10 protein-coding genes are annotated in these 12,228 nt (G+C 73.2%); 2 read left to right on the top strand and 8 right to left on the bottom strand.

Annotated elements, in window-relative coordinates:
• Nucleotides 1-165: 165 nt before the first annotated feature.
• The 3 genes from WME95_RS37975 to WME95_RS37965 form a co-directional block, all read right to left on the bottom strand.
• Nucleotides 166-2,220 carry a M3 family metallopeptidase gene (locus WME95_RS37975; protein WP_437544778.1) on the bottom strand — a complete coding sequence of 685 codons (2,055 nt, stop codon included), beginning with the start codon at nt 2,218-2,220 and terminating at the stop codon, nt 166-168.
• Between the two features lie 129 nt (nt 2,221-2,349).
• Nucleotides 2,350-3,489, bottom strand: a complete 1,140-nt coding sequence (locus WME95_RS37970) for an acyl-CoA dehydrogenase family protein (protein WP_437904189.1) — start codon at nt 3,487-3,489, stop codon at nt 2,350-2,352.
• An 82-nt stretch (nt 3,490-3,571) separates the two neighbouring features.
• A complete protein-coding gene (locus tag WME95_RS37965; RefSeq protein ID WP_437904188.1) occupies nt 3,572-4,129 on the bottom strand; it encodes a CAP domain-containing protein in 558 nt (185 codons plus the stop codon).
• Nucleotides 4,130-4,566: 437 nt separating this feature from the next.
• Between WME95_RS37965 and WME95_RS37960 the strand changes: the two genes are divergently transcribed.
• Nucleotides 4,567-5,757 (top strand): hypothetical protein, encoded by a 1,191-nt coding sequence (locus WME95_RS37960; protein ID WP_437904187.1) that lies wholly within the window; start codon nt 4,567-4,569, stop codon nt 5,755-5,757.
• 79 nt (nt 5,758-5,836) lie between these two features.
• Here the strand turns inward: WME95_RS37960 and WME95_RS37955 are convergent, their stop codons facing one another.
• The gene (locus WME95_RS37955) at nt 5,837-6,880 is read right to left on the bottom strand and encodes an AraC family transcriptional regulator ligand-binding domain-containing protein (protein ID WP_437904186.1); all 1,044 of its coding nucleotides are present in this window, start codon (nt 6,878-6,880) and stop codon (nt 5,837-5,839) included.
• A 77-nt stretch (nt 6,881-6,957) separates the two neighbouring features.
• On the opposite strand from WME95_RS37955, the gene WME95_RS37950 reads away from it, so the two are divergent.
• Nucleotides 6,958-7,983 (top strand): Rieske 2Fe-2S domain-containing protein, encoded by a 1,026-nt coding sequence (locus WME95_RS37950; RefSeq protein WP_437904185.1) that lies wholly within the window; start codon nt 6,958-6,960, stop codon nt 7,981-7,983.
• Nucleotides 7,984-8,169: 186 nt separating this feature from the next.
• Here WME95_RS37950 and WME95_RS37945 read toward each other — a convergent pair whose 3' ends face one another.
• The 4 genes from WME95_RS37945 to WME95_RS37930 all read right to left on the bottom strand — a co-directional run bounded on the left by WME95_RS37945 (nt 8,170) and on the right by WME95_RS37930 (nt 12,179).
• Complete coding sequence (locus WME95_RS37945) at nt 8,170-8,640, bottom strand: response regulator (protein ID WP_437544773.1); 471 nt, start codon at nt 8,638-8,640, stop codon at nt 8,170-8,172.
• A 544-nt stretch (nt 8,641-9,184) separates the two neighbouring features.
• Nucleotides 9,185-10,567 (bottom strand): sigma-54-dependent transcriptional regulator, encoded by a 1,383-nt coding sequence (locus WME95_RS37940; protein WP_437544771.1) that lies wholly within the window; start codon nt 10,565-10,567, stop codon nt 9,185-9,187.
• Nucleotides 10,568-10,569: 2 nt separating this feature from the next.
• Entirely contained in the window at nt 10,570-10,707 is a 138-nt protein-coding gene (locus tag WME95_RS37935; RefSeq protein WP_437904184.1) for a hypothetical protein, read from the bottom strand.
• Nucleotides 10,704-12,179, bottom strand: a complete 1,476-nt coding sequence (locus WME95_RS37930; RefSeq protein WP_437904183.1) for a sensor histidine kinase — start codon at nt 12,177-12,179, stop codon at nt 10,704-10,706. The genes WME95_RS37935 and WME95_RS37930 overlap by 4 nt, the downstream gene beginning before the upstream one ends.
• Nucleotides 12,180-12,228 lie beyond the last annotated feature (49 nt).

The raw sequence follows: 12,228 nt of genomic DNA, 5'->3' as shown, positions 1-12,228 counted from the left end.
CGCCCACGGAGGTGGATGGGGAGTAGGCCCTAACCAAGCTTCGCGCCCTGAGCGTGACCGAACGAGCCTGCTCAACGCCTCACGAAAGCGCCGTTCGGTCACATGGCCAGAGAGGGAGTCTGGGGTGTAGCCGTGATGGATGAGGCGCCGGGCCGCCCCGGAGGCTCAGGCGAGTCCGCTGCGCTGGAGCAGGGCGTCGAGGGTGGGCTCGCGGCCGCGGAAGCTCCTGTAGAGATCCATCGGGTCCTGCGTGTCGCCGAGCGCGAGGATCTGGCTCCGGAACGCGTCGCCCACCTTCCGGCTGAACAGGCCCTCTTCCTGGAAGCGGGAGAACGCGTCGGCGTCCAGCACCTCGGCCCATTTGTACGAGTAATAGCCCGCTGCGTAGCCCACCGGGCTCGAGAAGAGGTGCGAGAAGCCGGCGATCATGGCGTAACCCTCGGGCAGCGGGACAGGCGAGTAACGCCCGAGGACCTCGCGCGCGAACTCGACGACATCGCCCTGCTCTCCGGTCCAGTCCATGTGGAGCGCGAGGTCGATCTCGGCGAAGCCGAGCTGCCGCATCGTCGCAGCGCCGGCGCGGAACGTGCGGGCCGCGCGCATCCGCTGGAGCAGGTCGTCCGGGACCGGCACGCCCGTCTCGTGGTGGCGCGCGAAGAGGTCGAGCGCGTCCCGCTCCCAGCACCAGTTCTCCATGATCTGCGAGGGGAGCTCGACGAAGTCCCAGGCGACGTTGGTGCCGGCGAGGCTCCGGATCGGCACCCGGCTCGAGGCGTGGTGCATCATGTGGCCGAACTCGTGGAACAGCGTTTCGACCTCGCGGTGGTTGAGCAGCGCGGGGCGGCCGCCGACCGGCGGGGTGAAGCTGCCCGCGAGGACCTCGAGGTGGCGCGCGTCCTCGCCGGCCGCGCGCCCATTCTCGCTCGGCGCGCCCGTGACGAGCCCGTGCATCCAGGCGCCGTCGCGCTTCTGCTCGCGTGGCACGAAGTCGAGGTAGAAAGCGGCGCTCTGGGCGCCGTCCGGCTCGACGAGCTGATAGGCGCGGACGCTCGGGTGCCACGTGGGGGCGGACTGCCAGGGCGCGATGCGCACGCCGTAAAGGCGGTGGGCGATCTCGAACAGGCCGGAGACGACGCGATCCAGCGGGAAATACGGGCGGAGCGCCTCGTCGTCGAAATCGTAGCGGGCGCGGCGGAGCTTCTCGGCGTAGTAGGCGACGTCCCACGGCGCGAGCGGCGGCGCGTCCGGGCCCTCGATCTCGCGGCGGAAGGCGGCGAGCTCCTCCTTCTCGCGGGCGAAGACCGGCTCGGTGCGCGCCCGCAGCGTGTCGACGAAGCGCCGCGCCGCGGCGCCCGTCTTCGCCATCCGGTCCTCGAGCACGAGATCGGCGAAGCTCGCGTAGCCGAGCAGCCTCGCCTTCTCGCCGCGGAGCTCGAGGATGCGGCGGATGAGCGGCCGGTTGTCGTGGTCGCCCTCGGTCGCCCGCGTGTTGAAGGCGCGGTAGAAGCGCTCGCGGATGGAGCCGTCGTCGAGGTGCGTGAGCACGGGGATGTAGCTCGGCGCCTGCAGCGTGAAGCGGTACCCCTCGATGCCCCTGTCCTTCGCGCCCTGACGGGCCGCCTCGACCGCGCTCGGCGGCAGGCCGGCGAGGCGGGCGGCGTCCTCGACCACGAACTCGAAGGCGTTCGTCGCGTCGAGCACGTTCTGGGAGAAGCGCAGGGTCAGCGTGGCGAGCTCGACGTCGATCTCGGAGAGGCGCTTCTTGCCGGCCGGGTCGAGCTCGGCGCCGCTCCTCCGGAAATCGTCGAGGGTCTTCTTCAGGAAGCGGTGCCGCGGGCCCGTCAGCGCCGCGGCCTCGGGCGTGGCCGCGTACGCCTTGAGCGCGCCGTAGACGCCCTCGTTGAGGGCGATGCCGCTCAGGAACTCGCTGACCTCCGGCTGGACGGCGTTGTACGCGGCGCGCAGCGCGGGGGTGGTGGACGTCGATTCGAGGTGGGAGACGACGTTCATGGCGCGGTCGAGCCGCTCGGTGACGGCCTCGAGCGCGGCGAGGGTGTTGTCGTAAGTGCGGGGGCCGGGCGCCGCGACGAGCGCGTCGAGCCGGGCGCGGGCGTCCTGGAGCAGCGCGCGCACCGCGGGCTCCACGTGCTCGCTCCGGATGCGATCGAACGGGATCTCGAAGCCGAGAGTGAGCAGGGGATTGTCGGTCGCTTCGGTCATATCGTTCCTGGTTGGGCTTGAAGGGCCGGCGGACGGGCGCGGGCCGGCGACCCTCGGCCGGCCCGCGCAGCCCTACCTTGGTAAAGGCGCCGGCGAGGGTTGGCCAGTAGTTCGTCGTCGGGCGAGCGGCTAGACGCCCAGCCACCGCGCGACGATCGTTGCGAGCACGTCGGACGTCCCCGAATGGATGCTGCCGCCCAGGGCGTCATCGATGGCGGAGGGGAGGCCGCTCTCCTCGAGGTAGCCAGCGCCGCCGCGGAGCCGGAGGTCGTCGAGCGCGGACGCCACGGCCGAGTCCGCCGTGTGCCACTTCGCGAGCGCGGCCTCGGCCTGGCCGCGCTCGCCCTGGTCCAGCGCCCACGCGGCGCGGTAGATGAGCAGCCGCGACGTCTCCAGCCGCAGCTTCATCTGCGCGAGGCGGTGCGCGACGGCCTGGTGGCGGGCGATCGCCTGGCCGCCGATCTCGCGCTCGCGGGCGAAACGGACGGCCTCGCCGAGGGCGCGCTCCATGGCGCCGAGGCGGAAGGCGAGGATGAGCGCGCGCTCGAAGGTCATCGCGATCTGGAAGACGGCAAGGCCGGCGCCGGCGCGGCCGAGGAGCGCGTCATGGCCGACCTCGCAGCCGGCGAACGAGACGGGCGCGAGCCGCGCGCTCCGGAGGCCCGCGGTCGCGAGCGGCGCGCCGGGGAGGATGCGCGCGGCGCCCTCGCCCGCGGCGCGGGGGACGAGCAGCGCGGTGAGGCCGCGCGCCGGGGTCCCTCCGGCGCCGCCGCTGCCGTCGCGCGCGATCGCGAGGTACACGTCGGCCCGGTCGGCCCAGGTCACGTACCGCTTGTCGCCGGTGAGCCGGTAGCCGGCGTCCGTGCGGTCGGCCCTTGCTTGCACCGACGCGACGTCCGAGCCCGCGCCGGCCTCGGTCGCGGCGACCGTCGCCATGCTCGCGCCGCTCGCCATCCGCGGCAGCCACGCGCGCTGCTGGGCGGGCGTGCCCACCCGCGCGAGCAGGAGCGCCACGCCGAAGAGGTGCGCCCCCGCGGCGAGCAGGACGCCGCCGTCGCGCAGCGTCGCGCCGAGGCCCTCGTAGGCGAGCGCCGTCGTGACGAGGTCGAGGCCCTCGCCGCCGAGATCGCGGGCGATCGGCAGGCCGAGGGCGCCGCCCCGGGCGAGGACGCGCATGCGATCGTCCGGGGCCGCGGCGTCGGCCTCGGCGCCGAGGGCGCGCATGCGATCGTGGACGGCGCGCTGGGAAGGGGTCCACCCGAAGTCCATCACCGCTGCGATACCAGAGCCGGCGAGGGGCGGGGAGGAGACGAGGACGGCGCGCGCGCGTCGTCGGCCCGCGCGCGCGGGCTCAGTAGGGGCGCTCTCCGACGAAATTGCCGGGAGGATCGTAGTTGCACACCCAGAGCTGCCAGGTGCCACCGCCGAACGGCGAGCCGGTCGTGCAATCGGCGACCCCGCAGCCGAGCCGCAGGGAGTCGGCCCATACCACCTGAGTGTAATGGCCGCAGGTGGAGCTGCAGGCATTGCTCGCAAGGTCGTAGTTGGCCGCCTCGTCGACCCACGAGGCGACAACATCCTCCGGTGTGGGTGACGAGCCGGTCGACGCGAAGATGTTTTCGCCATAATCGCTCGCGCTATGGCCGAACATGCACTTGGCGGCATAGGCCTGAGCCACCGCGGCGATCTCGGGCGACCACACGAGAGGGGGCACCGGCTGATCGGCGGGCGGCTCGACGGCGGCGCGCGCGGCATTGTGGGCCGCCGTCATCCCGGTCATCCTGGGCGGCTCGCCGGCGGCCTGGCCGCTCGTCGGGCCCTCGTCGTCGGACGAGGCGCCGCAACCGGCCGTCAGGGCGAGAAGGAGAGAGAGCTGCACGAACCGGGGGAGCCGTGGGTCGAGCGTCATCACGGGGCCATTGTCCTACGGCTCGGCCGAGCTCTGCAACGGCGATTCGATGAAGGCTCGTTGAACCCACGACGTGCCGTGTCATGGCGCGCCCTCAGCCGTCCCCTCAGCCGTTCCCTCAGCCCTCCCCTCAGCCCTCCCTGGACGGCCGCGATCGGGCGTTCTTCCAACGTCTGCCGTCGACATGAACATCAACAGATCTCGTCGTGGATGGCTCCCGTGCTGACGGGCTTCGCCCTAGGGTGACGTCGAGACGAGCAACAATTCCGCCTCATGGGCCTTGTCATGTGGGTCGATCTATGAGCTATTGTCGCCCTGCTTCGGAGGCGGCTGCAGGCCGAGCTCGGAGGCGAGCGTGCTCCCTCATGGGGTTTCACCGCTCTCCGTGGCAGTCCCGCACCAGCGGCACGCCCGACAAAGAACGAAGGAGTTTCCCGATGAATATCCGTGTGACGTGGCGAATCGCGGCATTCCCGCTGGCGCTGGCGGGGCTCTCCGTCATCCCGGCGATGGGGTGTGACAAGGTCTCGGAGCTGCAGAGTGACATCTGCTGTCGCGACTTCACGCCGGGCGCCGATCTCGCCACGGTGGAATGGGGTCTCGAGGGCGAAGCAGAGCTCAATTATGGTGCCTTCATGCAGTCCGTGTCGGACTTCACGGGCGCCGCGGGCGCCATCGTGGCGGACGTGACGAGCGCCTGTCAGGCGATCGCGCTCGACCTCGGCGCGGACGTGGCGACGATCACGGCGACGAAGCCGAACGAACGGGCGGAGCAATGGTGTGAGCTCGCCGTCGACGCGCTCGGGGACGCGACGGCCGACCTGTCGATCACCTTCCAGCCGCCGAGCTGCACGGTCGACGCGAGCGTGCAGGCGAACTGCGAGGCGAGGTGCAGCGCCAACGTCGAGTGCCAGCTGACCCCGGCGGAGATCGTCGCGCGCTGCGATCCCGGTCAGCTCTCGGGGCGGTGCGAGGGGAAGTGCACCGGCTCGTGCGAGGGCTCGGCCAACCTGGCGGTCCACTGCGAGGGGACGTGCCAGGGGACGTGCGAGGGCACGTGCGACGGCGATTGCTCCGCGACGACCGCCGGCGGCGACTGCCGCGGCGAGTGCCAGGGCACCTGTACGGGCGAGTGCCGTGGCTCGTGCTCGTTCGCGGCCGAGGCAGAGGTGCAGTGCAACGCCGATTGCTCGGGCTCGTGCGACGTCCAGTTCAAGGCGCCGAAGTGCAGGGCCGAGCTCAAGCCGCCGAGCGCCGAGTGCCAGGGGTCCGCGGAGTGCAGCGGCTCCTGCGAGGCGAGCGCGAGCGCGAAGGCCAGCTGCAAGGAGCCCGCGGTCAACATCGAGGGTGGGGCCGACGTCGAGGCGGCGATCGCGACGCTCAAGGCGAACCTGCCGCGGCTGCTCGTCGTCGCGCACGCGCGCGGCGAGCTGCTCCTCGCCAGCGCCGAGGCGGTGGTCCAGGCGGGCGGCAACCTCGAGGGCGCGGCCACCGGCAGCGTGAAGGCGGGGGCGTGCCTCATCCCGGCCACCAACGCGATCACGCAGGCGGTCGAGAACATCCAGGCGAGCCTCACGGGCAGCGGCAGCGTGATGGCGAAGCTGGAGATCGCCCCCCCCGGCCCGTGAGCGCAAGCCCGGCAGCGGCGCAGGCCGCGGCCGGGCGCGCGTGAAGGAACCCGTCAGGCCAGCCGGTGGCGCAGGCCGCTCACTGCGGCGCTGCGCCCCTGGTCCGGGCGCGGAACGCCTCCGGCGTCACGCCGGTCCAGCGCCGGAACGCCCGGTGGAACGCGCTCGGCTCGGAATAGCCGAGCAGATACGCCACCTCCCCGATCGCCATGTCCGCGTCGAGGAGCGCCGCAGCGCGGCCGCGCCGGACCTCGTCGAGCAACGCGTGGACCGACGTCCCCTCGTCGCCAAGGCGGCGCTGGAGCGTGCGCGGGCTCATCCGCAGGCGCGCCGCGAGCGCGCCCAGGTCGGCCCCCTCGCGCAGCCGCTCGCCGAGGAGCGCGCGCACGCGGTCGGACAGCGCGGGCGGCGCCGCGCCCGGCAGGCGCGCCGCGGCCGCGCTCATGTGGCGCTCGAGGAACGCGGCGAGCGCCTCGTTCGCGTGCGGCAGCGGACGAGCGAGCTCTTCGACCGGCAGGACCAGCTCGGTCGCCGGCGCCCCGAACAGCACCGGCGAGCCGAGCCGCCGCGCCTTCTCCTCCGGATCTCCCGCCGGCGCGTGGCGAAAGCGCACCGCGAGCGCCTGGAGCGGCGCGCCGCACATGCGCCCGGCGTTCACGAGCGCGTCGAACGCGAACATCTCCGCGAGCTGGCCGTGGGCCGGCCGGTCGGGCCCGAAGGGCACGAACCCGAGGTGCGCGCGGCGCCCGCGGATCTCCAGCGTGTAGCGCTCGCCCTCGTTCCAGATCTGCTGGTAGCGGAGCATCCGGCGGAACGACTCTCCGAGCGTCGGGCTGCTCATGGCCAGGAAGCCGAGCGCGTCGAAGTGCTCCGGCTCGAAGCGCGCCGCGAAGTCGAGGCCGAGGTGCGGATCGGCGGTCGCCGCCGCGGCCGCCTCGATGAGCGCATAGAACGCCGCGAGCGGCACGCGGGCGTCCGGATCGGCGAGCGCCGCGCCGGCGAGCCCCGCGGCCTCGAGCAGCGCCCGCCGATCCGCCCCGCGCTCCGCGGCGTGGTCCGCGAGCTGCGCGGCGGTGCGGGCCCAGATCGTCGGTGCGGGCGCCCGCGGGGCCTGGCGCCGCATGTCAGCCCTTGTGGCGCGCGCTGTCACTGCTCCCCGGCCGGGCCGGCCCCAGGCTTCCGGGCGATCGGAGGAGCATCATGCGAAAGCACGGCATCGAGGAAGGGCGCGGCGCGTTCGTCGAGGGCGCCTGGTACATCATCGCGGACGCGGCCTGCGTGGGCAAGCGGCCGGTCGCCGTCGAGCGCTTCGGGACGCGGCTCGTGCTGTTCAGGGACGAGCGCGGCGCCCTGGTCGCGGCGCGGGCGCGCTGCCCGCACCGCGGCGCGGACCTCGGCCTGGGGCGGGTCGTGGACGGGGCGATCGAGTGCCCGTACCACGGCTTCCGGTTCGCTTCTGACGGGCGCTGCGTCGCGATCCCGTGCGAGGGGCGCGGCGCGAGCGCGCGCGGCGCGGGGGATGCGCTCGCGCTGACGCGGTACGAGGCGCGGGAGCACCGGGGCTTCGTGTGGCTCTTCTGGGGCGAGCGGCCGGCCGAGCTGCCGCCGGTGCCCTGGTTCGATGGCCTGCCGCCGGACGAGCGGCACGCCCACACGGCGTCGATGGACTGGGACGTGCCGTTCGCGCGCGCGATGGAGGGCATGCTCGACTTCCACCACCTGCCGTTCGCGCACCGCCCCTGGTTCCCCGGCGTGGGCGCGATGCTCGACCCTTGCGAGGTCCGCGTGGAGGGCGACGTCATCCACGCCGAGGCGGTGCTGCGCCACGATGATGGGGAGCCCTGGGACGGCCGTCGGGGATGGAGGTTCGAGATGGAGGTGCGCTTCCCGGGCGTGCTGCGCCTCTCGTTCGGGAAGCGCGTGGTGGGCGTGGCGGGGTGCGCGCCGATCGACGCGGAGCGGACGGCGATCGTGGGGCGGTACTACATGCCGATCCCGGTGATCGGGCGGCTGCTCGCGTGGCTCGGGTTGCGGGCGGAGTTCTGGCTGATCCAGCCGGGCGACGAGCGGATGCTCGCGTCCTCGGAGCCGCGCGACGCGGATCTCGACGCGTGCCGCTTCGTGCGCGCGGACGCGGGGATCCTCGCGTGGCACAAGATGCGGCGGGCGCGGCTGAAGGCGCAGCGCGCGGGGGAGCCGCGCCGGCTGCCGATCGAGGCGGGGTGAGGCGGCGCCGGGCGACTCACGATCGCGCGGATCTGCTCCACGACGAGGTTGAAAGCCTATCCAACGGTCAACTGGCGCGCTCCCGACAAGGGGCGTGTGTAGGTCAGCTGCTCGTCGATAGGGGTCCACCTACGCGCCATCTCGTGATGTCCGTGATCGCGAGATGCTCTCCAGCGGCGTGGTGCGTCAGCCGCGCATCGAGACGAGGGTCTGGACCACGAGCCGCAGATCGTCCACGTCGAGCGGCTTGTCGAGCACCGCGTCGGCGCCCAGGCGGTAGGCCTCCGCGTGCGTCTCCGGGTCGCCGAACGCGGTGATGAGGACCACCGGCGTCGTCCAGTCGTCGCGGCGCAGCCCGGCCAGCAGATCGAGCCCGCTCGCGCCTGGCATCCGGATGTCGCTCACCACGACATCGACCGGGGCGCCGTTCCCGGAGACGAGCGCTTCGCCCATCAGCTCGAGGAGGTGCTTGGCGTCATGCGCCTCCAGGACCTCGTAGCCGTCGCGGCGGAGGGCGGTGGCGAGGAGCAGCCGCAACTCCCTGTCGTCTTCGGCGAGCAGCACGCGGATGGGGATCGGGCCGTGGTGGACGCGCGGCACCGGCTCAGGGGGCGTATTCAGGATCGAGGCAAGACCGCGCATCGAGTCGGGGGGCATCGGGCTCTCTCCTTGGTGAGGGCCCTGTGTTGCAGGCCGCGTGCCGCCCGCCGGCGGCCGTCTCGAACCGACCGAGGTTGGGGTGGCCGGAACCGACCGAGGTTGGGTGGCCGGAACCGACCGGGGTTGGGCCGGAACCGACCGGGGTTGGGGGGCTGGCCGGAACCGACCGAGGTTGAGGCCGCAGGCGACCGGGGTTGGGTTGGCCGGAACCGACCGGGGTTGGGCCGGAACCGACCGGGGTTGGGGGGCTGGCCGGAACCGACCGAGGTTGAGGCCGCAGGCGACCGAGGTTGGGGTGGCCGAGGTTGGGGTGGCCGGAACCGACCGGGGTTGAGGCCGCAGGCGCCGACCCAGGTTGCGGCGGACGGGCGGGTTACAGCGGGACTGGCGGGTTGCAGCGGGACTGGCGGGTTGCAGCGGGACTGGCGGCGACCCCCCGTGGGCCATCCGGGGTGGGGCGTCGTTCCCCGCCCGGGGTATTCCTCCGCGCCTCGGCGTGGGCTTCGAGCTCCAGGTCGCCCGACCCACTCCGCCCGCCCTGTCAGCTCCCCTTCGTCCCCCCGGCGCCCGGCTCCCACCGCTCCAGCTTCCGGTGCAGCGTCTTCCGGTCCAGCCCCAGGATCCTCGCCGCCAGCGTCTTGTTCCCGCCCGCCGCCTCGAGCACCCGCAGGATGTACCGCCGCTCCACCTCCTCGAGCGGCACCAGCTCGGACGGGTCGTCCCCCGCCACGAGCACGTGCGACGGCCGGTGCTCCCGGATCTTCGCCGGCAGGTCCTCCACCGTGATCTCCGGGTACCCCGTGAGCGCCACCGCCCGCTCCATGCAGTTCTGGATCTCCCGCACGTTGCCCGGCCACGTGTACGCGAGAAGCCGCTCGGCGGCCGCCGGTGACAGGCCGACCACCTCCTTGCCCCAGCGCGTCGCGAAATCCTCGATGAAGCGCTGCGCGAGCAGCAGCACGTCGCTGCCCCGCGCCCGCACGGGCGGCAGCTCCACGTGGAGCACGTTGATCCGGTAGTACAGGTCCTCCCGGAAGCGGCGCGCCTCGACGGCCTCGTCCAGGTCGCGGTTCGTCGCGGCCACGATGCGCGCGTCGAACGGCACCTCCGCGCTCCCGCCCACCGGCCGCACCCGGCGCTCCTGGAGGGCGCGGAGCAGCTTCGGCTGCACCGCGAGCGGCAGCTCCCCGATCTCGTCGAGCAGCAGCGTCCCGCCGTTCGCCTCGACGAACAGCCCGGAGCGCGCCGCGCGCGCGTCGGTGAACGCCCCCTTCACGTGCCCGAACAGCTCGCTCTCGATCAGCGACTCCGGCACCGCCGCGCAGTTGATCGCCACGAACGGCCCCTCCTTGCGGCGGCTCCGCGCGTGCATCGCCTTCGCGACGACCTCCTTGCCCGTCCCGCTCTCGCCGGTGATGAGCACCGTCGCGTCCGCGTCGGCGATGCGCTCGATCAGGTCCTGCACGCCCCGCATCGCGGCGCTCCGGCCGATGAGGTCCGGGAACCCGCCGGGCCCGGCCACGGCGCGGCGCAGCCGCCGCACCTCGGCCTTGAGCGCGTGGTGCGCGATCGCCCGCTCCAGCGCCAGCGCCAGCGCCTCGATGTCGACCGGCTTGGTCACGTAGTCGTACGCGCCCGCGCGGATCGCCTGCACCGCGGTCTCGATGCTGCCGAACGCGGTGATCACCACGACCGGCACGTCCGGCCGGATCTCGGCAGCCCGTCCGCAGACCGCGATCCCGTCCATCCCGCGCATGTTCAGATCGGTCAGGATGACGTCGAAGCCCTCGTCCGCCTCGAGCAGCGCGAGCGCCTCCGCCGGTGAGGTCCGGGTCGTCGCCTCGACGCCGCGCGACTGCAGGTCCGCCGAGAGCCACGCGCACATCGCCTCGTCGTCGTCGATGATCAGCGCTCGTCTGCCCATCGTCACCTCGATGGCTCGCCCGCCATCTCTCCTCGATGACTCGCGTAGTACAGCGCCACGCCCGCGGCCAGCCGCGGCGCTGCGGCCGCCCCGCCGAGCGCGCCTTCGCCCTCGGCCCGCGGCCGCCGGGCTCGCGTCATCCTGCGTCATCCTGGCCGCTCGGCGGGAGGTACACCGTGAACGTCGAGCCCTTGCCGAGCTCGCTCTTCACGTCGATCCAGCCCCCGTGCTCGCGCACGATCCCGTAGGACACGCTCAGCCCGAGGCCCGTGCCCTCGCCGACGTCCTTCGTGGTGAAGAACGGCTCGAAGATGCGGAGGATGTTCTCGGGCGCGACCCCCTCCCCGCCGTCGATCACCCGGACGGCGACGTGCTCGCCCTCGGCGCCGCCGTGGTCGGCCGGCGGGCGCGCGCGGGCGCGCTCCACCCGCACGGTGAGCTCGCCGCCCCGCCTCATCGACTGCATGCCGTTCATGATGAGGTTCGTGAGCACCTGCTGCATCTGCCCCGAGTCCACCTCGGCGCGCGCCGCCCCGCCGCACGCCTCGTCGAGGTGGAGCGTCACGCCCCGCTTCCGGGCGAGGGGCTCGAGCAGCGCCAGCGTCTGGCGCGCGATGTGCGCGAGATCGGCCGGCGCCTTCTGCGCGACCCGGCGGCGCGCGAAGTCCAGCAGCTGCCGGATGATCTTCGTCATCCGGTCCGCCTGCTCGGCGATGATGCGCGCGCTCTCCGCCGCCTCCTCCTGCGGCAGGCCGCGCGCGATCATCTTGGCGCGGCCGCCCACCACGTTGAGCGGCGTGCCGAGCTCGTGCGCGAGCCCCGACGCCAGCTTGCCCACGGTGGTGAGCCGATCCGCGTGCCGGAGCTGCTCCAGCGCCGCGATGCGCGCGGTCGTCTCGCGGCCCGCGCGCTCGCGCGCCTCGGCCAGGTGCTCGCACATCGCGTTGATCTCATGGGCGATCCGCCCGAGCTCGTCGCGCTGCGGCAGGAGCAGCGGCCCGCCGAGGTCGCCCTCTCCGATCCGCCGCGCCTTGTCGACGAGCCGCCGCGTCGGGCGCCCCACGAGGACCTGCCCGAAGGTCATCGCCAGGAGCCCGCTCAGCGCCGCGAGGGCGATGATGGTGGCCACGGTGTTGACAACGCTCGCCTGGACGTACGCTTCTTCCTCCTCGAGCGACTCGGAGATCTCGATGGCGCCGACGCGCGAGGGCTCCACCCCGACGGGCGCGTACGTGTAGAAGCGCCCGCTCTTGTCGCCCTTGCGCTCGATCCGGAACACCTCGGTGCCCCGCGACAGCTCCTCGATCTCGGCGGCGGGCAGCGCGGGCGCGAAGCGATCCCCGGCCGGCGCGTCCAGCCACACCCAGCGGAACCGCACGCCGTCCTCGCGCTCGCTCATCTCGTCGAGCAGCTGGAGCGCCTCCCCCATCCCGTCCCGGCGCCACGTCTCGACCACCGCCGCGCGGAGCGCGATGCCGATGAGGTGCTCGTCGCGCCGCATGTCCGCCTCGAAGAGCGCCCGCTCGCGCCGGACGGAGAGGTAGCCGTACAGGCTGAGCGCCGCGCACATGACGAGGACGAGGGCGAGGGTGAGCTTGCTGGCGAGTCGCATGAGGTCGCCGGTAGGATGCAGGACGCGTACGCGTTCTCAAGGTGCCCGT

This window comes from Sorangium sp. So ce327 (assembly GCF_051530205.1).
GTDB classification, from domain to species: domain Bacteria; phylum Myxococcota_A; class Polyangia; order Polyangiales; family Polyangiaceae; genus Sorangium; species Sorangium cellulosum_B.
This window is presented reverse-complemented; position numbering and strand designations above follow the sequence as displayed.